This window comes from Phytobacter cepae, assembly GCF_054165735.1.
Map to the genome: position 1 here is coordinate 5,011,890 of NZ_CM135107.1, position 22,443 is coordinate 5,034,332.

At 54.3% G+C, this 22,443-nt stretch carries 22 protein-coding genes; 14 read left to right on the forward strand and 8 right to left on the reverse strand.

From position 1 onward, the window contains the following. Position 1: 1 nt before the first annotated feature. A complete protein-coding gene (gene metB, locus ACUY4Q_RS23475) occupies positions 2 to 1,162 on the reverse strand; it encodes a cystathionine gamma-synthase (protein ID WP_458045012.1) in 1,161 nt (386 codons plus the stop codon). 278 nt (positions 1,163 to 1,440) lie between these two features. On the opposite strand from metB, the gene metJ reads away from it, so the two are divergent. After that, positions 1,441 to 1,758, forward strand: coding sequence for a met regulon transcriptional regulator MetJ (gene metJ, locus ACUY4Q_RS23480; protein WP_437888660.1), 318 nt, complete (start codon positions 1,441 to 1,443; stop codon positions 1,756 to 1,758). 492 nt (positions 1,759 to 2,250) lie between these two features. Here metJ and ACUY4Q_RS23485 read toward each other — a convergent pair whose 3' ends face one another. Together ACUY4Q_RS23485 and rpmE are read right to left on the reverse strand one after the other, a co-directional pair. Next, a complete protein-coding gene (locus tag ACUY4Q_RS23485) occupies positions 2,251 to 2,931 on the reverse strand; it encodes an oligogalacturonate-specific porin KdgM family protein (protein ID WP_458045013.1) in 681 nt (226 codons plus the stop codon). A 372-nt stretch (positions 2,932 to 3,303) separates the two neighbouring features. After that, positions 3,304 to 3,516, reverse strand: a complete 213-nt coding sequence (gene rpmE / locus ACUY4Q_RS23490; protein ID WP_437432262.1) for a 50S ribosomal protein L31 — start codon at positions 3,514 to 3,516, stop codon at positions 3,304 to 3,306. Between the two features lie 249 nt (positions 3,517 to 3,765). Between rpmE and priA the strand changes: the two genes are divergently transcribed. The 7 genes from priA (at position 3,766) to rraA (ending at position 11,720) form a co-directional block, all read left to right on the forward strand. Beyond that, positions 3,766 to 5,961, forward strand: coding sequence for a primosomal protein N' (gene priA, locus ACUY4Q_RS23495; RefSeq protein WP_458045014.1), 2,196 nt, complete (start codon positions 3,766 to 3,768; stop codon positions 5,959 to 5,961). A gap of 85 nt (positions 5,962 to 6,046) precedes the next feature. Further along, a complete protein-coding gene (gene cytR / locus ACUY4Q_RS23500; RefSeq protein ID WP_458045015.1) occupies positions 6,047 to 7,111 on the forward strand; it encodes a DNA-binding transcriptional regulator CytR in 1,065 nt (354 codons plus the stop codon). Positions 7,112 to 7,206: 95 nt separating this feature from the next. Then, on the forward strand, positions 7,207 to 8,178 hold the full coding sequence (gene ftsN / locus ACUY4Q_RS23505; RefSeq protein ID WP_458045016.1) for a cell division protein FtsN: 972 nt from the start codon (positions 7,207 to 7,209) through the stop codon (positions 8,176 to 8,178). 90 nt (positions 8,179 to 8,268) lie between these two features. Further along, entirely contained in the window at positions 8,269 to 8,799 is a 531-nt protein-coding gene (gene hslV, locus ACUY4Q_RS23510; protein ID WP_458045017.1) for an ATP-dependent protease subunit HslV, read from the forward strand. Positions 8,800 to 8,808: 9 nt separating this feature from the next. Continuing rightward, positions 8,809 to 10,143 (forward strand): ATP-dependent protease ATPase subunit HslU, encoded by a 1,335-nt coding sequence (hslU, locus tag ACUY4Q_RS23515; protein ID WP_458045018.1) that lies wholly within the window; start codon positions 8,809 to 8,811, stop codon positions 10,141 to 10,143. A gap of 69 nt (positions 10,144 to 10,212) precedes the next feature. Further along, a complete protein-coding gene (gene menA, locus ACUY4Q_RS23520; RefSeq protein ID WP_458045019.1) occupies positions 10,213 to 11,142 on the forward strand; it encodes a 1,4-dihydroxy-2-naphthoate polyprenyltransferase in 930 nt (309 codons plus the stop codon). A gap of 92 nt (positions 11,143 to 11,234) precedes the next feature. Next, positions 11,235 to 11,720, forward strand: a complete 486-nt coding sequence (gene rraA, locus ACUY4Q_RS23525; RefSeq protein ID WP_043866238.1) for a ribonuclease E activity regulator RraA — start codon at positions 11,235 to 11,237, stop codon at positions 11,718 to 11,720. A gap of 162 nt (positions 11,721 to 11,882) precedes the next feature. On the opposite strand, the gene zapB is transcribed toward rraA, so the two are convergent. Continuing rightward, positions 11,883 to 12,128 (reverse strand): septal ring assembly protein ZapB, encoded by a 246-nt coding sequence (zapB, locus tag ACUY4Q_RS23530; protein WP_121497563.1) that lies wholly within the window; start codon positions 12,126 to 12,128, stop codon positions 11,883 to 11,885. A gap of 449 nt (positions 12,129 to 12,577) precedes the next feature. Here zapB and ACUY4Q_RS23535 point away from each other — a divergent pair, with 449 nt between their 5' ends. From ACUY4Q_RS23535 to fpr, 4 genes are all read left to right on the forward strand, one after another. Next, entirely contained in the window at positions 12,578 to 13,423 is an 846-nt protein-coding gene (locus ACUY4Q_RS23535; RefSeq protein WP_458045020.1) for an MIP/aquaporin family protein, read from the forward strand. Positions 13,424 to 13,444: 21 nt separating this feature from the next. After that, positions 13,445 to 14,953, forward strand: a complete 1,509-nt coding sequence (gene glpK / locus ACUY4Q_RS23540) for a glycerol kinase GlpK (RefSeq protein ID WP_458045021.1) — start codon at positions 13,445 to 13,447, stop codon at positions 14,951 to 14,953. A 172-nt stretch (positions 14,954 to 15,125) separates the two neighbouring features. Next, positions 15,126 to 16,136 carry a class II fructose-bisphosphatase gene (glpX, locus tag ACUY4Q_RS23545; protein WP_458045022.1) on the forward strand — a complete coding sequence of 337 codons (1,011 nt, stop codon included), beginning with the start codon at positions 15,126 to 15,128 and terminating at the stop codon, positions 16,134 to 16,136. A 154-nt stretch (positions 16,137 to 16,290) separates the two neighbouring features. Next, positions 16,291 to 17,037, forward strand: coding sequence for a ferredoxin--NADP(+) reductase (gene fpr / locus ACUY4Q_RS23550; protein WP_458045023.1), 747 nt, complete (start codon positions 16,291 to 16,293; stop codon positions 17,035 to 17,037). Here the strand turns inward: fpr and ACUY4Q_RS23555 are convergent, their stop codons facing one another. Further along, positions 17,038 to 17,457: a DUF805 domain-containing protein gene (locus ACUY4Q_RS23555; protein ID WP_458045024.1), complete on the reverse strand. Its 420-nt coding sequence runs from the start codon at positions 17,455 to 17,457 to the stop codon at positions 17,038 to 17,040. A gap of 113 nt (positions 17,458 to 17,570) precedes the next feature. Here ACUY4Q_RS23555 and ACUY4Q_RS23560 point away from each other — a divergent pair, with 113 nt between their 5' ends. Continuing rightward, positions 17,571 to 18,158, forward strand: coding sequence for a DUF1454 family protein (locus ACUY4Q_RS23560; RefSeq protein ID WP_458045025.1), 588 nt, complete (start codon positions 17,571 to 17,573; stop codon positions 18,156 to 18,158). 107 nt (positions 18,159 to 18,265) lie between these two features. Next, positions 18,266 to 19,030: a triose-phosphate isomerase gene (gene tpiA, locus ACUY4Q_RS23565; RefSeq protein WP_458045026.1), complete on the forward strand. Its 765-nt coding sequence runs from the start codon at positions 18,266 to 18,268 to the stop codon at positions 19,028 to 19,030. Positions 19,031 to 19,111: 81 nt separating this feature from the next. Here tpiA and ACUY4Q_RS23570 read toward each other — a convergent pair whose 3' ends face one another. From ACUY4Q_RS23570 to ACUY4Q_RS23580, 3 genes are all read right to left on the reverse strand, one after another. Continuing rightward, on the reverse strand, positions 19,112 to 20,416 hold the full coding sequence (locus ACUY4Q_RS23570; protein ID WP_458045027.1) for an SLC13 family permease: 1,305 nt from the start codon (positions 20,414 to 20,416) through the stop codon (positions 19,112 to 19,114). A 73-nt stretch (positions 20,417 to 20,489) separates the two neighbouring features. Next, positions 20,490 to 21,245, reverse strand: coding sequence for a CDP-diacylglycerol diphosphatase (cdh, locus tag ACUY4Q_RS23575; protein WP_458045028.1), 756 nt, complete (start codon positions 21,243 to 21,245; stop codon positions 20,490 to 20,492). Positions 21,246 to 21,351: 106 nt separating this feature from the next. Then, on the reverse strand, positions 21,352 to 22,341 hold the full coding sequence (locus ACUY4Q_RS23580; protein ID WP_458045029.1) for a sulfate ABC transporter substrate-binding protein: 990 nt from the start codon (positions 22,339 to 22,341) through the stop codon (positions 21,352 to 21,354). Positions 22,342 to 22,443 lie beyond the last annotated feature (102 nt).

Below are 22,443 nucleotides of genomic sequence, written 5' to 3' on the forward strand. Positions count from 1 at the left end.
TTTATCCCTCAGCTGCGATCCGGAAGCCATTTTCCAGATCGGCAATCAAATCTTCACCATCTTCAATGCCGGTTGAGATACGCAGCAGCGTCTCAGAAATGCCGGCGGCGGCACGTGCTTCCGGCGCCATGCCCGCGTGTGTCATGGTGGCAGCGTGGGAGATTAAACTTTCAACCCCACCTAATGATTCTGCCAGCGTAAATAATGACAGCCCGCTTAAGAAGCGACGCAGTGTTTGCTCATCGCCATCCAGTTCAAAACTCAACATTGCCCCGAAGCCCTTTTGCTGACGCGCGGCAATCTCATGCCCCTGATTATCCGGCAGCGACGGGTGATACAGTTTTTTCACCAGCGGCTGTGTTTTCAGAAAATCGACTATCGCCTGGGCGTTGCGCTGCGCCACTTCCATACGTGGGGAGAGTGTACGCAGGCCGCGCAGCAATAAATAGCTGTCGAAGGCGCTTGCGGTGACGCCGATATTATTCGCCCACCATGCCAGTTCCGTGACAGTCTCCGGCTCTTTTGCAATCACGACGCCGGCAACCACGTCGGAGTGACCGTTCAGGTATTTAGTACAGGAATGCAATACCAAATCGGCACCCAATGCCAGTGGGTTTTGCAGCGCCGGGCTCAGGAAGGTGTTATCGACGACGCTTACCGCCCCGGCTTCGCGCGCCAGTTGGCAGATTTTCGCAATATCCACGACGCGCAACAATGGGTTACTCGGACTTTCCACCAGTACCAGCTTCGGTTTTTGCGCCAGCGCAGCTTTTAGCGCCTGCTCATCGTTCTGATCGATAAACAAAACCTTATAGCACCCGCGTTTCGCCAGGCTATCAAACAGGCGGTAGCTGCCACCATAGCAGTCGTGTGGCGCAACCAGCAGATCGCCAGGCTTCAGGAACACGGTGGTCACCAGGTGAATAGCCGACATGCCGGTATTGGTCAGCACCGCACCTGCGCCACCTTCCAGTTCCGCCAGTGCGCGTTGGGTCACATCACGCGTTGGGTTGCCACGGCGCGAATAGTCATGCGCGCGCGGTTCATTAAATCCGGTGAAGTTATAGGTGCTGGAGAGATGAATAGGCGGGACAACGCAGCCGTACTGCTCGTCATCGTTCAATCCGCTACGCACTGCAATGGTGGCCTGTTTACGCGTCATGGTGAAGGCTTCCTGGCTTAATGGATGAAAAGTCAGGTCACAGAGTAAACACTCGATTAATGGACGTCAATACATCTGGACATCTAAACTTCTTTGCGTATAGATTGAGCAAATGCGCAATAGCCGTTAAAATTATATGCTTTAGTGAAGCGACGTCGCGCGATACACCGTGTCACGATAGTGACTCTACGGTAAACTACGCGAGATTATGGTCCGGGCACTGCGCGTAACCCAGGTTCAGACCTTCTATTAATGACTGAGAGGATTAAAGGTATCTCATGGCTGAATGGACCGGCGAATATATCAGCCCCTACGCTGAGCACGGTAAGAAGAGTGAACAAGTAAAAAAAATTACGGTTTCCATTCCTCTGAAGGTGTTAAAAATCCTCACCGATGAACGTACGCGTCGGCAGGTCAACAACCTGCGTCATGCCACCAACAGCGAACTGCTGTGTGAAGCATTCCTGCATGCGTTTACCGGCCAGCCTCTGCCTAACGATGAAGATCTGCGCAAAGAGCGCAGTGATGAAATCCCGGAAGAAGCGAAAGTGATCATGCGTGAGCTGGGTATCGACCCCGATACGTGGGAATACTGATATGAAAAAGGCAGAAGATATCTTCTGCCTTTTTTATGCGTTGTGCAGTGTCTGAATCAGAAGCGTGTCACTTCAGGGTGAACTTCAGACAGAGAAATGAAGTAAGACACAACGACATTTTTGATTGCATTCAACATGGTTATCGCCTTTCACGCGTTGTTTGATGGACGTTTTCGCTGTGAAAAGCATAGGCCTGATGAAGACAATCAGCAAGAATTTTGTGACATGCATCACAAAAAATAAGCTCAAATAATCAGCTACACTGCTGACGCTACGCGCTGAGCGTTGCCCGTTTACAGGCGAATAAAAGCTGTCACACCTGTCTGCGGAAAATTCCCGAAGGTGTAGGACCGATAATCCCGCGGATCTGTTTTGTGCGCAGACATATTTATATCCAGCATCTGGAAAAGTCGATATTCAGCTTAAAATTGCGATGAAAGACGACGACAAAAAATATGCCGTCGTTTTCTTTAGACACAGAACAGGAGGGGATTAGAAGTTGTAACCCAGGCCGATACGATAACGCGTCTGGCGATCATCTGTAGTCGCGGTATTATAACCAGAGGCGACGTTACCCACTTCAGCAAAGGGCACCCAGGAACCATATTTATAGGCCACGCGGAAGTTATATTCATAATCCGTCTTGGTGTTATTATAAATATTTTCATTTTCTGCAAACTTATAAAAACCATTTAACTCAAACATCCAGTTCCCGGTGTTATAACCAATCCAGGCTTCCGGGCGACTTAAATGTCTGTCATCGCGGCCCTGCGCATTGCGACGAGCGTATTCATAACGGTAGCGGAACGCAGTCCACCAGCTTTCGTTGATGTTGTACTGCACACGAATATAAGGTTTATAAATCGCAATGTTATCACCGGTTTCCACGGCGACACCCGGCTGCCATATGAGGTTATTCCACGTCGCCTGATAGCTGGCGGTGTACTCGACCCCGTTTGACTCCATGTTATTTAGCGGCTTTTTGGCTTGCGCGTCATCAGAACGAGAAATACCCTCTACAGCGACACCAAAACCACTTGCAAAGCGTTGGGATATATAAACACGGTCATAGTTACGACCATCATCATAATACTCATGACGATAATCTACATAACCGGCGTGGGCAGTCCCTGCTATTACTGGCAGCAGTAACAGTGCGTATTTCAGCTTCATGTAAATTCCTCTTTGACGTCATTCAATAAAAGAAAATATGTAGCTGATAATTTCCAGGGCAGCATAACAAGTGAAATTCAACGCTACAGATTTAAAAAAGTGTCACAACGCGAAGAATTGTATTTTAGTGTAAATGTACAAACCTTTTAGATTTTGCCAGGGTTTATCATTCATGGCAAAAAAGCAAAGGTTGATAAGCGCGACATCACCAACTGAAACAATAGGTCTTAAAAAAAGAAACGGCGTGCCAAATCAACAGAGATGACGCTGCAACAGGAGAGGAAAACGACAATCAGTGTGTGATGCGAGGGTGTGCCGGGCAGAAATCAGGCATAAAAAAAGCGCCTTGCGGCGCTTTTTTCATCGGGCAACTTACTTGCTGCCTGGGATGCTGAAACGCTTGTTGAAGCGGTCAACACGGCCACCGGTAGCGACATCACGCTGTTTGCCAGTGTAGAACGGGTGGCACTGGCCGCACACGTCGAGGTTCAGGTCGTGACCTACGGTGGAGCGGATTTTGATGGAATTACCGCAAGAGCAGTTAGCAGTAATTTCGGTGTAATTTGGGTGAATACCTTTTTTCATGGGAAACCTCAGTTTAAGGCCGCGTCGCTCTTCCAGCCCTAACGCCAGACACCACGCGATGTTAATAATTTCCCGTCGCCTTTCACGCCGTAGGGGCGCAAAATTCTCGGGCAATAATATTTTGGCTGCGCGAATACGCACCAAAGGCGGCGAATCATACAGAAATTAACCAGCGTATGCAAACTGATCCGCGCCCCACCGTTAACAATGTGTATACTATCCCGCCAGTTTTCAAGTCAGGATCCTGAAATGCCCGTCGCCCACGTTGCGCTACCCGTACCGTTACCTCGCACTTTCGACTACCGCCTGCCTGAGAGCATGGTCGCCAGTGCAGGCTGTCGCGTACGCGTGCCTTTTGGTAAACAAGAGCGCATAGGGGTAGTGGTCGCGGTCAGCGAACAGAGCGAGCTGCCTGTCAATGAGCTAAAAGAGGTCACTGAGGTCCTCGATAGCGAACCGGTGATCGCCGGATCGCTCTGGCGACTCTTGCTGTGGGCGGCTGACTATTATCACCACCCGATTGGCGACGTGCTCTCCAATGCCCTGCCCATTCTTTTACGGCAGGGGAAACCGGCCAGCGCGGCCGTGCAGTGGTTCTGGTTTGCCACCGAACAGGGCCAGGCTGTCGACATTAATACGCTCAAACGCTCACCCAAACAGCAGCAAGCGCTGGCGGCCCTGCGCCAGGGGCGCATCTGGCGTCATCAGGTCGCAGAGCTGGATTTCACCGAAGCCGCACTGCAATCACTGCGTACAAAAGGACTGGCGGAGCTTAATAGCGAAGAACCTGCCTGGCAGGACTGGCGAACTCATTTTTCCGTCTCTGGCGAGCGCTTGCGGTTGAATACCGAGCAGGCCACCGCCGTGGGCGCGATCCGCAGTGCAGACGACAGATTCTCCGCCTGGCTGTTGGCCGGTGTTACCGGCTCTGGCAAGACCGAGGTTTACCTGAGCGTGCTGGAAAATACCCTGGCTCAGGGTAAGCAGGCACTGGTTATGGTGCCGGAAATCGGCCTGACGCCACAAACCATTGCCCGCTTTCGCGAGCGGTTTGCCGCTCCCGTCGAGGTATTGCATTCCGGCCTTAACGACAGTGAGCGTTTATCCGCCTGGCTGAAAGCGAAAAACGGCGAAGCGGCGATAGTAATAGGTACGCGTTCGGCGCTGTTCACGCCCTTTAAGAACCTGGGTGTTATCGTGATTGATGAAGAGCATGACAGCTCTTATAAGCAGCAGGAAGGCTGGCGTTACCACGCGCGTGATTTAGCGGTCTACCGTGCCCACAGCGAACAGATCCCGATTATTTTAGGCTCGGCGACCCCGGCACTGGAAACGCTGCACAATGTACGGGCGAGGAAATATCACATGCTGCGCCTGACGCGCCGGGCAGGTGGCGCGCGTCCGGCCGCGCAGCATGTGCTGGATTTAAAAGGCCAGGCGCTGCAGGCAGGGTTAGCCCCAGCGCTGATTAACCGCATGCGCCAACATTTGCAGGCGGGTAATCAGGTCATCCTGTTCCTCAACCGCCGTGGATTTGCTCCCGCCCTGCTCTGCCATGACTGTGGCTGGATTGCCGAATGTCCACGCTGCGATCACTACTACACGCTGCATCAGTCTCAGCACCAGTTACGTTGCCACCATTGCGACAGCCAGCGCCAGGTGCCACGCCAGTGCCCCTCATGCGGGTCAACCCATCTGGTGCCTGTCGGCCTGGGCACCGAGCAACTTGAGCAGGCACTTACGCCCCTCTTCCCCGATGTACCACTCTCGCGAGTGGATCGTGATACCACCAGCCGTAAGGGCGCACTCGAGCAACACCTTGCGGATGTTCATCGCGGGGGCGCACGTATTTTAATTGGCACCCAAATGCTGGCTAAAGGTCACCATTTCCCTGACGTCACACTGGTCGCGTTACTGGATGTGGATGGAGCGCTGTTCTCCGCGGATTTTCGCGCCGCCGAGCGTTTCGCGCAGTTATATACTCAGGTATCCGGGCGTGCAGGCCGGGCCGGGAAACAGGGTGAGGTGGTTTTGCAAACCCATCACCCGGAGCACCCTTTGTTGCAAACGCTTCTATATAAAGGTTATGACACCTTCGCTGAGCAAGCTCTGGCTGAACGTCAGACCCTGCAGCTACCGCCCTGGACCAGCCATGTGATTATCCGCGCCGAAGATCACAACAATCAGCAGGCGCCGCTTTTCCTGCAACAGTTGAAGAATTTATTGCAGGCCAGTCCGCTGGCTGACCAGCAACTATGGGTGTTAGGGCCGGTCCCGGCTTTGGCTGCAAAACGCGCCGGGCGCTGGCGCTGGCAGCTTTTACTTCAGCACCCTTCCCGCGTTCGCTTGCAACAGGTTATCAGCGGCACGCTGGCGCTCATCAATACCCTGCCCGAAGCGCGCAAAGTGAAGTGGACTCTGGATGTGGACCCGGCTGAGAGCTAAGGTTGCGAGGCGGGTCTAAAAATTTAACTTTCATCACACTTTTGATGAAAATACTGTAACCGGTCTGGTTAACTATCTGATAAAAATGTCTCTGCGCGTGCCCCGCGCAGGCGAGGAGAAGAAGGTGAAGACCAGGAATCCGGTTGCAGCAGCGACCATGAAAGATGTTGCCCTGAAAGCGAACGTGTCGACCGCAACGGTATCGCGTGCATTAATGAATCCAGACAAAGTGTCGCAGGCCACGCGTAATCGGGTGGAGCAGGCGGCAATGGAAGTGGGCTACCTGCCGCAGTCAATGGGGCGAAATGTAAAACGTAATGAATCCCGCACCATCCTGGTGATTGTGCCTGATATTTGCGATCCCTTTTTTAGCGAGATTATTCGCGGCATTGAAGTCACCGCCGCAGAAAATGGCTACCTGGTGCTGATTGGCGACTGCGCTCACCAGAATCAGCAGGAAAAAACCTTTATTGATTTGATCATCACCAAGCAGATCGACGGCATGCTGTTGCTGGGGTCCCGTCTGCCTTTCGATGCCAGCATAGAAGAGCAACGCAACCTGCCGCCGATGGTGATGGCGAATGAGTTCGCTCCTGAACTCGAACTACCAACCGTGCATATCGACAACCTGACCGCTGCTTTTAACGCCGTCAATTATCTGCGTGAGCAGGGCCATCAGCTGATTGGCTGTATTGCCGGGCCGGAAGAGATGCCGCTCTGTCACTACCGTCTGCAGGGGTATGTGCAGGCATTGCGTCGCTCAGGGCTGACCGTTGACCCTCATTATATTGCGCGCGGTGATTTTACCTTTGCCGCCGGCAGCCATGCCCTGGAGCAACTGATGGCATTACCGAAACCGCCCACTGCGGTGTTCTGCCATAGCGACATCATGGCGCTCGGTGCGCTTTCTCATGCCAAACGCCGTGGTCTTCAGGTCCCGAGCGATCTATCGATTATTGGTTTTGATAACATTTCCCTGGCAGAATTCTGCGACCCACCGCTAACGACCGTCTCCCAGCCTCGCTTTGATATTGGGCGCGAAGCGATGTTGCTCTTGCTGGATCAGCTGCAAGGACATAATGTCAGTAGTGGTTCCCGCTTGCTGGACTGCGAATTGATCATTCGTGGCTCGACAAAAGCGCTGACCTAACGTAAATGGGTTATCAGAATCCCTCTTCTGGTCAAAAGCCCGTCGCTTAAGTAACATGGCGGGCTGATAAACGAAATAAATACAGCGAAACGATAGTGGCACAACGAGATTATGTACGCCGCAGCCAGTCGGCTCCTTCGCGGCAGAAAAAGAGTAGCCCAAGGAAAAAGCAACGCAGTTCGTCTGCTGTCTCGCCAGCAATGGTCGCGATTGCAGCAGCCGTAGTGGTGGCCTTTATCGGTGGTCTGTACTTTATTACTCACCACAAAAAAGAAGAATCCGAAACGCTGCAGAGCCAGAAAGTGGCAGGCAATGGCCTGCCGCCGAAACCTGAAGAGCGCTGGCGTTATATTAAAGAACTCGAAAGCCGTCAGCCGGGTGTGCGTGCGCCAACCGAACCTTCCGCCGGAGGTGAAGTACAGAATGCCGACCAACTGACGGGTGAACAACGCCAGTTGCTTGCCCAGATGCAGGCCGATATGCGCCAGCAGCCAACGCAGCTTAACGAAGTGCCGTGGAATGAACAGACGGCGGAACAGCGCCAGCAAACGTTGCAGCGTCAACGGCAAGCCCAGCAGCAGGTTCAGCAACAGCAGCAGTGGGCAAACTCGGTGAACGAGCAGCCGCGGACGCAGCCAGCGCGTACGGCGCAAAATGCGCCGGTACAACAGCCGCCGCGCCAGGCGCCAACGCAGAAACCGGCGACCAGTAGTCAGCAGCCGTATCAGGATCTCCTGCAAACGCCGGCTCATACGACGGCAGCCGCACCCAAAGCGCAGCAAAGTGCGCCGATTACGCATGAGACCGAAGCGCCGAAGGCCACTGCGGAGAAAAAAGACGATCGTCGCTGGATGGTTCAGTGTGGTTCGTTCAAAGGTGCAGAGCAGGCTGAAACCGTGCGGGCCCAGCTCGCTTTCGAAGGTTTTGACTCCCGCATCACCAGCAGCAACGGCTGGAATCGCGTGGTCATCGGGCCCGTGAAAGGCAAAGAGAATGCCGACGGTACCATTAGTCGCCTGAAGATTGCCGGTCACACAAACTGTATCCGTCTCGCCTCCGGGGGTTGAAACCCCCAAAATCCCCCCCATCTATACTTGCATTCAGCCCCGTACCTGTACGGGGCTTATGTTCTGTATTCCTAACCAGGGGGTCTGCTCGTGACAACAATAGTAAGCGTACGCCGTAACGGCCAGGTCGTTATCGCCGGTGATGGCCAGGCCACACTGGGCAATACCGTTATGAAAGGCAATGTGAAAAAGGTCCGTCGTTTATATAACGACAAAGTGATCGCGGGCTTCGCCGGCGGCACCGCCGATGCGTTCACATTGTTTGAGCTTTTTGAACGTAAACTGGAAATGCACCAGGGTCATCTGGTGAAAGCCGCCGTGGAACTGGCAAAAGACTGGCGCACCGACCGCATGCTGCGCAAGCTTGAAGCGCTACTGGCCGTCGCGGATGAGACCGCGTCACTGATCATCACCGGTAATGGTGATGTGATTCAGCCAGAGAACGACCTGATCGCCATTGGTTCAGGTGGTCCTTACGCGCAGGCAGCGGCCCGGGCACTGCTGGAAAACACGGAAATGGGTGCGCGCGATATTGCTGAGAAAGCATTAAACATCGCCGGTGATATCTGTATCTACACCAACCATTTCCACACCATCGAAGAATTGAACTCCAAGGCGTAAGGATCTCCCATGTCTGAAATGACCCCACGCGAAATTGTCAGCGAACTGAACAAACATATCATCGGACAGGACGCGGCAAAGCGTTCTGTGGCTATTGCCCTGCGTAACCGCTGGCGTCGTATGCAGCTTGATGAAGAGCTGCGTCACGAAGTCACCCCGAAAAACATTCTGATGATCGGCCCGACCGGCGTCGGTAAAACTGAAATTGCCCGTCGTCTGGCGAAGCTGGCAAACGCGCCTTTCATCAAAGTTGAAGCCACCAAGTTCACTGAAGTGGGCTACGTTGGTAAAGAAGTGGACTCTATCATCCGCGATCTGACCGATTCGGCGATTAAAATGGTCCGCGTGCAGGCGATTGAAAAAAACCGCTACCGCGCCGAAGAAATGGCTGAAGAGCGCATCCTGGATGTACTGATCCCACCGGCCAAAAACAACTGGGGCCAGTCAGAGCAACCGGCTGAGCCGTCCGCAGCACGCCAGTCCTTCCGCAAAAAGCTGCGCGAAGGCCAGTTGGATGACAAAGAGATTGAGATCGATCTCGCCGCCGCGCCGATGGGCGTTGAAATCATGGCCCCTCCAGGCATGGAAGAGATGACCAGCCAGTTGCAGTCGATGTTCCAGAACCTGGGTGGTCAGAAGCAGAAGCCGCGTAAGTTGAAAATCAAAGACGCGATGAAACTGCTGATTGAAGAAGAAGCCGCTAAGCTGGTGAACCCGGAAGAGCTGAAGCAGGACGCTATCGATGCGGTTGAACAGCACGGTATCGTCTTCATCGACGAAATCGACAAAATCTGTAAGCGTGGTGGCAACACCTCCGGCCCGGACGTCTCCCGCGAAGGCGTTCAGCGCGACCTGCTGCCGCTGGTTGAAGGGTGTACCGTCTCCACCAAACACGGCATGGTAAAGACTGACCACATCCTGTTTATTGCGTCCGGTGCGTTCCAGGTCGCCAGCCCGTCAGATTTGATCCCGGAACTGCAGGGTCGTCTGCCGATTCGCGTTGAACTGAAAGCCCTGACTACCGAAGATTTCGAACGCATCCTGACCGAGCCAAACGCGTCTGTCACCGTACAATACAAAGCGCTGATGGCGACAGAAGGCGTGAACATTGCGTTTACCGACGACGGTATCAAGCGTATCGCCCAGGCCGCGTGGCAGGTTAACGAAACCACCGAAAACATTGGTGCGCGTCGTCTGCATACCGTGCTGGAGCGTCTGATGGAAGACATCTCCTACGATGCGAGCGACCTGAACGGCGAAAGTATTACTATTGATGCAGACTATGTAGGTAAGCATCTTGATGCTTTAGTGGCAGATGAAGATCTGAGCCGTTTTATCTTATAATCCCCGCCACACCGTTTTCATCATTTTCGATGGGGGCTTATGCCCCCATTTTTATTATTGGCTGGGACTATGACTGAGACACAACCTTTGAGCCGTACCCAGGCCTGGCTGGAAAGCCTGCGGCCAAAAACATTACCACTGGCTTTTGCCGCCATTGTGGTAGGCACGGCACTCGCCTGGTGGCAGGGTTTCTTTGATCCAGTGGTCGCCGTGCTCGCATTAAGTACCGCCGGGCTGCTGCAAATTCTCTCTAACCTGGCGAATGATTATGGCGATGCCGTCAAAGGCAGCGACAAACCGGACCGTATCGGCCCGCTGCGCGGCATGCAAAAAGGGGCGATTTCCCTTGAGCAGATGAAGCGCGCGCTCATCATCGTCATTGTGCTCAGTTGTATCTCCGGTCTCTTGCTCTTGCTGACAGCCACCCAGTCACTGGCCGATTTTTTGGGGTTTGTGGCGCTGGGTAGTTTGTCGATCGTGGCCGCCATTACCTACACCGTTGGCAAACGCCCCTACGGTTATATTGGCCTCGGTGATGTCTCCGTACTGATTTTCTTCGGCTGGCTGAGCGTGATGGGAAGCTGGTATCTCCAGGCACACACGCTGAGTCTGGCCATCTTCCTGCCTGCTACCGCCTGCGGTTTGCTGGCCACTGCGGTGCTCAATATCAATAACCTGCGCGATATCGAGAGTGACAGAGAGAACGGTAAAATCACGCTGGTGGTCCGTTTAGGGCCGGTCAATGCACGTCGTTATCATGCCTGCCTGCTGGCGGGAGCCCTTCTCTGCCTCGCGCTGTTTAATCTGTTCTCATTACAAAGCGTCTGGGGATGGCTGTTCCTGCTCGCCACGCCGTTGTTATTCAAACAGGCGCGCTTTGTGATGCGCGAGCTGAGCCCGAAAGCCATGCCACCGATGCTTGAACGCACCGTAAAAGGGGCCTTACTGACTAACCTGTTGTTTGTGGTTGGAATTATTCTGAGTCAGGTGCATTTTTAACTGACAAAGGTCAATTAACAATTGATGATTTTGCCAACAATGCGTGATGCGGGATATACTGACTATTCTCGCAGCAACTGAACGTTAAGCCTATGAAATACGATACGTCTGAGCTCTGTGACATCTACCAGGAAGATGTCAACGTCGTGGAACCGCTGTTCTCCAATTTTGGTGGACGGTCGTCGTTTGGCGGTCAAATCATCACGGTGAAATGTTTCGAGGATAACGGGTTGCTGTACGATCTGCTCGAACAAAATGGCCGTGGTCGTGTCCTGCTGGTCGATGGCGGTGGTTCTGTTCGCCGTGCCCTGATTGATGCGGACCTGGCCCGCATCGCTACGCAGAACGAATGGGAAGGCATTGTTGTCTATGGCGCAGTGCGTCAGGTCGATGACCTTGAGGAGTTGGATCTGGGTATCCAGGCCATTGCCGCTATCCCGGTAGGGGCAGCAGGGGAAGGGATTGGTGAAAGTGATGTCCGCGTCAATTTTGGCGGCGTGACCTTCTTTTCTGGTGACCACCTCTACGCTGACAACACCGGTATTATCCTTTCCGAAGATCCGCTGGATATCGAGTAGTTCGCTTTCGCTTTATATGAAAAGGGCACCCTCGGGTGCCCTCTGTATTTTACGCGCAAGATGAAGGCGGCAAATGAGCACATCCCCAGGAGCATAGATCACTATGTGACTGGGGTGTGTGAATGCAGCCAACGCCGCTACGGCGCGAAAGATAAAGCGTAATCAGACTTCTTCCATGCGGCCTAAGAGTGCCTGCAGGCGCTCCTGCCAGCCATGCTGTTGGTCTTTCAGCTGATTGTTCTCACGTTCCAGCTCTTCGCGACCCTGCTGAGCGGAATGAATTTCCTGGCTCAGGCTGTTGTTCTTTTCTTTCAGCTCTTCGATTTCCATCTGCAACAACGTGATGGTATCAATCGCCTGCTGTACTTTTGCTTCCAGTTTCTCGAATACTTCTAATGACATCGTCATACCTCTCCTGAATTGCAAGGCGTTGATGGATAACTTTACCCTTGGGGTAAATCCTCGTTCCGTGAACGGCGACGCCTTCCTTTGTTTAGCGCACGGCCCTGGTATCCGATTGTATGAAGCCCTATCGCCCCTGTCCAGCGGCAAGCCGCGCAGATCAAGCTTTGCAACACTTTTCAGTCTATGCCTGGTACCGTAGCGGCCCTACCTCTTAATTGTTAAATTAGGGGTTACAAAAATGATTCAGCTCACACTTCACTGTTCGTACCCGTCATTCGGAAACGCGCTTCATAGCGCGAAAACGCTCATTTTATTGACGCAGTACACACATTTTGATTTCGATATTTCTCGTTTGTGAGCGTTAACGATAAATTAACAGTATGTCTACACGACATCGTGGAGCCCGACCTCCATGCAAACAATAACCATTAAACTCTTTGCAGGATCCGATTATGAGTCAAACCTCAACCTTAAAAGGCCAGTGCATCGCCGAATTCCTCGGAACCGGGTTGTTGATTTTCTTCGGTGTGGGATGCGTTGCGGCACTCAAAGTAGCGGGCGCCACCTTCGGGCAGTGGGAAATCAGTATCATCTGGGGTCTGGGCGTGGCGATGGCCATCTACCTGACCGCAGGGGTTTCCGGCGCACACCTTAACCCGGCAGTAACGATCGCGTTGTGGCTCTTTGCCTGTTTTGACGGGCGCAAAGTTGTTCCTTTTATTGCTTCTCAATTTGCCGGTGCGTTCTGCGCAGCCGCGCTTGTTTACGGGCTTTACTACAATCTTTTCCTCGATTACGAACAGACTCACCATATTGTCCGCGGCACGGTAGAAAGTGTTGATCTGGCGGGCATTTTCTCTACTTATCCTAATCCGCATATCAATTTTGTGCAGGCCTTCGCGGTTGAAATGGTCATAACCGCTATTCTGATGGGCGTCATTATGGCGCTGGGGGACGACGGTAACGGTATTCCTCGCGGTCCACTCGCGCCGTTGCTGATCGGCCTGCTGATCGCGGTTATCGGTGCCTCAATGGGCCCACTGACCGGGTTTGCGATGAATCCGGCACGTGATATCGGGCCGAAAGCGTTCGCCTGGCTGGCAGGTTGGGGCAATGTTGCCTTCACCGGTGGTAAAGATATTCCTTACTTCCTCGTGCCGCTGTTCGGGCCGATTGTCGGCGCAGCGCTGGGTGCCTTCGGTTATCGTAAACTGATTGGCCGCCATTTGCCGTGTGATGTTTGCGCCGTGGAAGAGAAAGATTCCACCCCTACCGCTCAACAAAAAGCTTCGCTGTAATGTGACTACGGGACATAAATCATGACTGACAAAAAATATATCGTTGCGCTCGACCAGGGCACTACCAGCTCCCGCGCCGTTGTAATGGACCATGACGCCAACATCATCAGCGTTTCACAGCGCGAATTCGAACAAATTTATCCGAAGCCAGGCTGGGTTGAGCATGACCCAATGGAAATCTGGGCCACCCAAAGCTCCACCCTGGTAGAAGTCCTGGCAAAAGCTGACATTAACTCTGACCAAATCGCGGCTATTGGTATCACCAACCAGCGTGAAACGGCCATTGTCTGGGAACGTGAGACCGGCAAACCGATTTACAATGCCATCGTCTGGCAGTGTCGCCGTACCGCAGAAATCTGCGAACAGCTCAAGCGTGACGGTCTCGAAGAGTACGTGCGTAGCGCCACCGGCCTGGTGGTTGACCCGTATTTCTCCGGTACCAAAGTGAAGTGGATCCTCGACCATGTTGAAGGTTCACGTGAACGTGCAAAACGTGGCGAACTGCTGTTTGGTACCGTCGATACCTGGCTTATCTGGAAAATGACCCAGGGACGCGTACACGTGACCGACTACACCAACGCCTCCCGTACCATGCTGTTCAACATTCACGACCTGGACTGGGACGATAAAATGCTGGACGCGCTGGATATCCCACGCGCCATGCTGCCGCAGGTTCGTAAGTCTTCAGAAGTGTACGGCCAGACCAACATTGGTGGTAAAGGCGGCACGCGTATTCCTATCGCTGGCATCGCCGGCGATCAGCAGGCGGCGCTGTTTGGCCAGCTGTGCGTGAAAGAGGGGATGGCGAAAAACACGTACGGCACCGGCTGCTTTATGTTGATGAATACCGGCGAGAAAGCGGTGACCTCAACGCATGGCCTGCTGACCACCATCGCCTGCGGCCCAAGCGGTGAAGTGAACTATGCGCTGGAAGGTGCCGTGTTCATGGCGGGTGCCTCTATTCAGTGGCTGCGTGACGAGATGAAACTCATCAGCGATGCGTTCGACTCTGAATACTTCGCGACCAAGGTGAAAGACACCAACGGCGTGTACGTTGTACCCGCATTCACCGGTCTGGGCGCACCCTACTGGGACCCGTATGCCCGCGGCTCGATTTTTGGCCTGACCCGTGGCGTAAATTCAAACCACATTATTCGCGCAACGCTGGAGTCTATTGCCTACCAGACGCGTGATGTTTTGGAAGCGATGCAGGCAGACTCTGGTATTCGTCTGCATGCGCTGCGCGTGGACGGCGGTGCGGTCGCCAACAACTTCCTGATGCAGTTCCAGTCCGATATTCTGGGTACCCGTGTAGAGCGTCCGGAAGTGCGTGAAGTGACGGCGCTGGGGGCTGCGTATCTGGCTGGTCTGGCCGTCGGCTTCTGGCAGAACCTGGACGAGCTGCAGGAAAAAGCGGTGATTGAACGTGAATTCCGTCCGAGCATCGAAACCACCGAGCGTAACGTGCGTTACAGCGGCTGGAAAAAAGCGGTGAAACGCGCCCTTGCATGGGAAGATCGCGAAGAGTAATCCTTACATTGCCGGATGGCGACGCAAAAGCGTCCTATCCGGCCTACGGGTTGTCGTTTCGTAGGCCGGATAAGGCGAAGCCGCCATCGGGCAAAGTCTCACCCCCACATCAATAATCCCTCCCCTCTCTGTGTTAAACTTCGCGCAATTTCTTTGACTTCACGAGTATGCAATGAGACGAGAACTTGCCATTGAATTTTCCCGCGTGACGGAAGCGGCTGCGTTGGCTGGCTACAAATGGCTGGGTCGCGGTGACAAAAACGTCGCCGACGGCGCAGCGGTTCATGCCATGCGCATTATGCTAAATCAGGTCAACATCGACGGCACCATCGTCATTGGCGAAGGCGAAATTGACGAAGCCCCGATGCTCTATATCGGTGAAAAGGTCGGGACCGGCAAAGGGGATGCGGTTGATATCGCCGTTGATCCGATTGAAGGCACCCGCATGACCGCAATGGGTCAGGCTAACGCTCTGGCGGTGCTGGCGGTGGGCGATCAAGGCTGCTTCCTGAATGCGCCGGACATGTACATGGAAAAACTGATTGTCGGCCCGGGCGCAAAAGGGGCTATCGATCTCAATCTGCCGCTGGCGGATAACCTGCGTAACGTCGCTGCCGCACTGGGCAAACCTCTCACTGAACTGACGGTAACTATTCTGGCAAAACCGCGCCACGATGCGACTATCGCCGAAATGCAAAAACTTGGCGTACGCGTGTTTGCGATCCCGGACGGCGACGTTGCCGCCTCGATTCTGACCTGCATGCCAGACAGCGAAGTCGACGTGCTCTATGGCATCGGCGGCGCACCGGAAGGCGTGGTCTCAGCTGCGGTTATTCGCGCGCTGGACGGCGATATGCAGGGCCGCTTGCTGGCTCGCCATCACGTAAAAGGCAACAGCGAAGAAAATCGTCGCATCGGTGAGAATGAGCTGGCGCGCTGCCAGGCGATGGGTATCGAAGCCGGGGTTGTGTTGCGTCTGGATGACATGGCGCGTAGCGACAACGTCATTTTCTCGGCAACCGGGATCACGAAAGGGGATTTACTGGATGGCATCAGTCGTAAAGGCAACATTGCCACCACCGAAACCCTGCTGATTCGCGGCAAATCGCGCACCATTCGTCGTATTCAGTCCATTCACTATCTGGATCGCAAAGACCCGGACGTGCAGACCCATATTCTGTAAGTTTAAACCCTCATACTGCGAGCTGCAGCCTGGGCACCTGCAACTTGTAGTATGACGGAGATATTTATCAGGGAGAGCTTTCCGACGCTTGCGGGGTGGAAATCCTCTCCATTCACGACGAAGATAAGGCAATGATTCTGAACAGGAGAAAATCATGGCCGACTGGGTTACAGGAAAAGTCGTTAAAGTCGAGTTCTGGACCGACGCGTTGTTCAGCCTGACCGTTCATGCCCCCATTCTTCCTTTCACCGCCGGACAGTTCGCCAAGCTCGGACTCGAAATCGACGGGGAGCGGGTACAGCGAGCCTACTCGCATGTGAATGCGCCGGGAAATCCTGATCTCGAGTTCTATCTTGTCACCGTACCGGAAGGAAAGCTCAGCCCGCGTCTCGCCGCACTGCAGCCGGGGGATGATATCCAGATTGTCAGCGAAGCCGCCGGGTTCTTTGTCCTCGACGAAGTGCCCGACTGCACTACGCTGTGGATGCTGGCGACCGGGACGGCGATTGGTCCCTACCTGTCGATTTTGCAGGAGGGCAAAGGGCTTGATCGCTTCACCAATCTGGTGCTGGTCCATGCGGTGCGTTACGCCGCCGATCTAAGCTACCTGCCGCTGATGCTGGAGCTTCAGCAACGCTACGAAGGCAAACTGCGTATTCAGACGGTAGTGAGTCGGGAGAGTGTTTCGGGTTCATTGACCGGGCGCGTACCCGCGTTGATTGACAGCGGGGCGTTGGAGGAGGCGGTGGGGCTGCCGATGACCACCGATACCAGCCATGTGATGCTGTGCGGCAACCCACAGATGGTGCGTGATACCCAGCAGTTGTTGAAAGAGACCCGGCAGATGACCAAACATTTACGCCGTCGGCCAGGCCATATGACCGCAGAACATTACTGGTAATCAGCGGTATTTCACGTCCAGCGTGTCTTTGCCGAATTTATTTTCGCCCTGGGTGCCTACAAACGCGCCCAGGTCGATAAGCATGCCGACCATAATCAGCGCCGGAGCAAAGCGCCCGACGGCCCACTGCAACGTCCCATTCAGCATGTCCCAGTTCCCGGCCAGCAGCATCCACGCGAGAATAAACAGCAGCGCCCATGGGCCCGATTTACCGCGATCGTGCAGGCGTTTCACAATGACGCAGGCCGTCGGCCATAACAGGCAGACCAACATAAATGCGGCGGTCTGGCTGGCAAGCAGATTGAAATCAACCGCATAAAAGAGGGCAGCCATGGCCACCACCCAAATGACCATCCACACCCAAAAATCACGGCGGCCAATGCGCCCTTTAATTGAGAATAACCACTGCTGTATGCCCATGTAAGGTTCCTTATTATCGTACTGCCGGCTAGTTTACCCTGGCGACGCGACTTTTTGACAAGCCCGCCCGTTATCGTTTTAATCGTGAGCAACGTGATAAGAGGATGATGTTGATGAAAACCTGGTGGCCCCTGCTGGCGGCATTCATTTTAGCCCCGTCGGCATTTGCAGAAGATGCGCCATCTGCGGCGACAGCACCCTATTTGTTGCCTGGCGCACCGACCTTCGAACAATCTATTAGCCAGTTCAGAGAGAAGTTCAACGAGGATAATCCTACGCTTGCCCTCAACGAATTCCGCGCCATTGATTCGGGTGCCGACACCGCGCGCCTCACCCGTGCCGCCACCAAAATTAACGACAATCTTTATGCGTCGACCGCGCTGGAGCGTGGCACGTTGAAAATAAAGTCGATGCAGATAACCTGGCTGACCGTCAGAGGGCCGGAGCAAAAGGCCTCACGCGCTAAGGCCCAGGAGTATATGGCGGCGGTGATCCGCGAGTTTTCACCGGGGCTTTCCAAAGCACAAAGCCTGCAGAAACTGCAAAAGTTGCTGAATAACGGTAAAAATAAACTTTGGTATGCCGAAACCGAAGGCGCTATTCGCTATGTGGTGGCAGATGACGGCGAAAAGGGGCTGACCTTCGCTGTTGAACCGATTAAGCTGACCCTATCTGAAGCCCCCGAAGGCGACAATAAATGACAAAAAGCAAAGCCTTTGCAGGGACGAATCTCTATACTGTTTCACAGACCACGCTGCCCTGAAGGGTAGCTATATTCCTTAATTCGCTTCGTGCGTGGAGAGTAAAAATGCGACATCCTTTGGTGATGGGTAACTGGAAACTGAACGGCAGCCGCCACATGGTAAACGAACTGGTTGCTAACCTGCGTAAAGAGCTGGCTGGCGTAACCGGTTGTGGCGTGGCCATTGCTCCGCCGGATATCTACCTGGACCTGGCGAAACATGCCGCTGACGGCAGCCACATTGTGCTGGGCGCGCAGAACGTAGACGTTAACCTGTCTGGCGCATTCACCGGTGAAACCTCCGCTGAAATGCTGAAAGATATCGGCGCGAAATACATCATCATTGGCCATTCCGAGCGTCGTACTTACCACAAAGAATCTGACGAGTTCATCGCGAAGAAATTCGCCGTGCTGAAAGAGCAAGGTCTGATCCCGGTTCTGTGCATCGGTGAAACCGAAGCAGAAAACGAAGCAGGCAAAACGGAAGAAGTCTGTGCACGTCAGATTGACGCTGTCCTGAAAACGCAGGGCGCAGCGGCCTTCGAAGGCGCGGTTATCGCTTACGAACCAGTATGGGCTATCGGTACCGGCAAATCTGCCACCCCGGCTCAGGCTCAGGCCGTTCACAAATTCATCCGTGACCACATTGCTAAAGCTGACGCGAAAGTGGCTGAGCAAGTGATCATTCAGTACGGCGGTTCTGTTAACGCATCCAACGCGGCTGAACTCTTCACCCAGCCGGACATCGATGGCGCGCTGGTTGGCGGTGCATCCCTGAAAGCTGACGCTTTTGCGGTCATCGTTAAAGCAGCAGAAGCGGCAAAAGCGTAATTGCCTTTGCGGCGGGTGGCGCTTCGCTAACCCGCCCTACGGTTCTCCAGGCCCGGTAAGCGCCAGCGCCACCGGGCTTTTTTACAGCCGTCCCAAGAGACTAAACCACGCATAATCCAGCGGCAGCAGTACCAGATAAGTTGCCACCGCCAGCGCGATACACAACAACATCCCCGCCCGGGCAGGCACTTTGCCTAATGCCATCGCCACCACGATCGGTGACGCCTGATACGGCAACAGCGGCGTGGAATACCCCAATACCTGAATCATAATCACCGAAAGCAGCGGGAACCCTGTCGCATCCGAGAAGCTTTGCGCCAGCGTGGTGAAGAGTGCCGGTACGCCGTTAGCGGTCATGATGAAATTCAGTGCCGTGGTGATACCTGTCAGCGCAAGGAAGCTGGTAAAGGGCTTATCAGGATCCAGCGGCATCACATGCAGCAAGGCGTTGCCCACTGCCGCACCGATCCCCGTCTGGGTTACCGTAATCGCCAGTCCAAGAATACCGGCCACATAGATGCAGGTACGAATATTCACGCCACTGGAAAACTCTTCGCCGTTAATAAAACCCACGCGCGGCAGGAGCGTAATGCAGGCGGCCACCAGCCCCGTCCAGGCCGGGCCAATGCCGTGTACGCTCTCTGTTACCCACATAGTCAGAACCACGGCCAGTAACCACGCCAGGCGCTTCTCTGCCCTGCTCATCGGCTCTGAGGGTGGCATCTCTTTCGCGGCATGCGGCTTGCCCGGGAAGAGCCAGCAAATCAGGCCAATCAGGATCAGGCCTTTGAGTATTCCCAGTACCGGTGTGTGCAGCAGCAGATAGGGGACGTAGTTCAGATGGATACCATAGGACCCTTCCGCCGCCCCGCTCATTACCAGGTTAGGGACGTTCGCAGGCAGGATGGTTGCCGAGAGCTGGAAGGTGCCAAACCCCACCGCCAGCGCCAGCCCGTACCAGCCGCGCGTGCCCTCTGCAATGCCCGCCCGTGCCGCCATCGCCGCCACAATCGGCATCAGCAACGCAATACGTCCCATGTTGGAGGGCATCACAAAAGCCAGCGCGTAGCTGAGCAGCACCACGCTTGCGACCATGAGCAGCCATGAGTCCGTGAGTTTCGCCGACAGTGCCCGTGCCGCCCTGTCAGCCAGCCCCGTTTTGCGAATCGCCACACCCAGCACAAAGCCGCTGAAGACCAGCCAAAAAGCAGACGACGCGAAACCGCCGAAAATCACCTCCGGTGGCGCAATTTTGGCAATCATCGCGGCGGTGAAAAATAGTAGCGCGGTAATAAACTCCGGTAGCAGCGAGGTCGCCCAGAGCAGAATCGTAATGCCAACAATCACCGAGGGAAGGAACAGAGGGTGAGTAAACCAGAGCGACATACCTGTCTCCTGTAGAAAATTTCGACAAGTCTACGGCGGCAGGCTTGCCTGGTAAACGCCAAATCTGGTGGGGTTATTGCAGGATATCGCATTGATGATCCTGGATTTCCTCAGCAAATGCGCGGTTAAACGTCAACAGATCCCGCTGCGTTGCCAGCAGGACAAACGAGCCATCCGCCTGCTGCAACATGGCCATCGAATAGCGCCCCATATGGTTACGGGCATCCGGTACCTCTTCTGCCAGCATCAGGAACGGGCTGCGCTGCACCAGTTCAGCTTCGGTGACTCGTCGTGCCAGATAGTGATGCCCGCGCAGCCCCCCAGGCAGGGCCAGCCAACGGCTGCTGATGTTGGCGGCTTCATTGTTGAGCTGAATACGAACATCACTGCGCAGGCACGAGAGATGAAGGTGAAAGTGATTCTGCGTGCGGCCGGTGCGCGAGTTAATGGTAAGAGAAATCACGTTATCCGGCACCGGACTGCCGCGCGTTTTATCCATTACCCTGCGCGATTGCCAGGCCTGCCAGAAAAAGTTGGGGGTGTGCGGTTTCAGCAACAGGGGGCTCTCAATGCCGTTGATACGGTAAGTTGGCATCAACAGGTATTGCAGCGGGCCGTTGCGATCTTTAAGCAGGACGTAACCGGCGCCAAGATTGACCTGCTCACAGGGTTCAGGCTGCTGGTTATCGCGCTGATGTGGGACGCATTGTCCTAGCACTCTTTCGCGGAGCTGGTCCCGATCGCTGCTGTTCCACCAGTACGCCCCCCATGCTGCAGCCAGCAATATTAGCATCATCAGGACGATAGCGGTTCGGAGCACAATCTTCATCGGACGTCCTCAATTCTGGAAGAACATGAAGCATAGCGCAGTCAAACGGGAAAAAGATGTACGGAGGGGAAAAACAAAAACGGCCCCGTTAAGGGCCGCCTGGGGATTAGCGCTTGCTGATTTCGTCGAACTTGCCGCCGTTGGAGAAGTGCTCTTTCTGCGCTTTCGTCCAGCCGCCAAAGACATCGTCAATGGTGAACAGCTTCAGTTTCGGGAATTCGTTGGCGTATTTCGCTGCCACATCTTTGTCACGCGGACGGTAGAAGTTCTTCGCCGCAATCTCCTGCCCTTCTGGGGTATAGAGATACTTCAGGTACGCTTCGGCCACCTGCTGCGTGCCTTTCTTCGCGACCACTTTGTCGACAACAGCGACGGTCGGCTCTGCGAGGATGGATTCGCTTGGCGTCACGATTTCGAACTTATCTTTGCCGAGCTCGTTCGTCGCCAGCAGGGCTTCGTTCTCCCAGGCAATCAGCACGTCGCCGATGCCACGTTCCACGAAGGTGTTGGTTGCGCCACGGGCGCCCGAATCCAGCACTTCAACGTTTTTATACAGCGCCTTCACGAACTCCTGAGCTTTCGCCTGATCGCCGCCGTTCTGATGCAGGGCATAACCCCATGCAGCCAGGTAGTTCCAGCGCGCACCACCGGAGCTTTTCGGGTTCGGGGTAATGACGGACACGCCCGGTTTGATTAAGTCATTCCAGTCATGAATCTGTTTCGGGTTGCCTTTGCGCACCAGGAAGACGATCGTCGAGGTGTAAGGTGCGGAGTTATCCGGCAGACGTTTGATCCAGTTTTTATCGATACTGCCGCGTTCGGCAATCGCATCAACGTCGTAGGCCAGCGCCAGGGTTACAACATCGGCATCCAGGCCGTTGATAACGGACGTTGCCTGTTTGCCGGAACCGCCATGCGACTGGCGAATGGTAACGGTGTCGCCCGTTTCCTGTTTCCAGTGGGCACTGAACGCTTTGTTGTACTGTTCGTACAACTCACGCGTTGGATCATATGACACGTTCAGTAATTGAATGTCTTTTGCCAGAACGCTGCCGGATGCCAGCAGCAAAGTTAACCCCACGCCCCATTTATTCATCGCCCACTCTCTCAGGTTATGTATTTTGATGTGCTCAGCCTGCCAGAAAGCGATTCAATCATTAAAGAATAAAAAAAGATTGACTATAACTTTGGGGAATAT

What these genes read in the sequence shown, in the direction of transcription:
- metB (WP_458045012.1), bottom strand. Translation starts at nt 1,162, where the DNA reads ATGACGCGTAAACAGGCCACCATTGCAGTGCGTAGCGGATTGAACGAT.
- metJ (WP_437888660.1), top strand. Translation starts at nt 1,441, where the DNA reads ATGGCTGAATGGACCGGCGAATATATCAGCCCCTACGCTGAGCACGGT.
- ACUY4Q_RS23485 (WP_458045013.1), bottom strand. Translation starts at nt 2,931, where the DNA reads ATGAAGCTGAAATACGCACTGTTACTGCTGCCAGTAATAGCAGGGACT.
- rpmE (WP_437432262.1), bottom strand. Translation starts at nt 3,516, where the DNA reads ATGAAAAAAGGTATTCACCCAAATTACACCGAAATTACTGCTAACTGC.
- priA (WP_458045014.1), top strand. Translation starts at nt 3,766, where the DNA reads ATGCCCGTCGCCCACGTTGCGCTACCCGTACCGTTACCTCGCACTTTC.
- cytR (WP_458045015.1), top strand. Translation starts at nt 6,047, where the DNA reads ATGTCTCTGCGCGTGCCCCGCGCAGGCGAGGAGAAGAAGGTGAAGACC.
- hslU (WP_458045018.1), top strand. Translation starts at nt 8,809, where the DNA reads ATGTCTGAAATGACCCCACGCGAAATTGTCAGCGAACTGAACAAACAT.
- menA (WP_458045019.1), top strand. Translation starts at nt 10,213, where the DNA reads ATGACTGAGACACAACCTTTGAGCCGTACCCAGGCCTGGCTGGAAAGC.
- rraA (WP_043866238.1), top strand. Translation starts at nt 11,235, where the DNA reads ATGAAATACGATACGTCTGAGCTCTGTGACATCTACCAGGAAGATGTC.
- zapB (WP_121497563.1), bottom strand. Translation starts at nt 12,128, where the DNA reads ATGACGATGTCATTAGAAGTATTCGAGAAACTGGAAGCAAAAGTACAG.
- ACUY4Q_RS23535 (WP_458045020.1), top strand. Translation starts at nt 12,578, where the DNA reads ATGAGTCAAACCTCAACCTTAAAAGGCCAGTGCATCGCCGAATTCCTC.
- glpK (WP_458045021.1), top strand. Translation starts at nt 13,445, where the DNA reads ATGACTGACAAAAAATATATCGTTGCGCTCGACCAGGGCACTACCAGC.
- glpX (WP_458045022.1), top strand. Translation starts at nt 15,126, where the DNA reads ATGAGACGAGAACTTGCCATTGAATTTTCCCGCGTGACGGAAGCGGCT.
- fpr (WP_458045023.1), top strand. Translation starts at nt 16,291, where the DNA reads ATGGCCGACTGGGTTACAGGAAAAGTCGTTAAAGTCGAGTTCTGGACC.
- ACUY4Q_RS23555 (WP_458045024.1), bottom strand. Translation starts at nt 17,457, where the DNA reads ATGGGCATACAGCAGTGGTTATTCTCAATTAAAGGGCGCATTGGCCGC.
- ACUY4Q_RS23560 (WP_458045025.1), top strand. Translation starts at nt 17,571, where the DNA reads ATGAAAACCTGGTGGCCCCTGCTGGCGGCATTCATTTTAGCCCCGTCG.
- tpiA (WP_458045026.1), top strand. Translation starts at nt 18,266, where the DNA reads ATGCGACATCCTTTGGTGATGGGTAACTGGAAACTGAACGGCAGCCGC.
- ACUY4Q_RS23570 (WP_458045027.1), bottom strand. Translation starts at nt 20,416, where the DNA reads ATGTCGCTCTGGTTTACTCACCCTCTGTTCCTTCCCTCGGTGATTGTT.
- cdh (WP_458045028.1), bottom strand. Translation starts at nt 21,245, where the DNA reads ATGAAGATTGTGCTCCGAACCGCTATCGTCCTGATGATGCTAATATTG.
- ACUY4Q_RS23580 (WP_458045029.1), bottom strand. Translation starts at nt 22,341, where the DNA reads ATGAATAAATGGGGCGTGGGGTTAACTTTGCTGCTGGCATCCGGCAGC.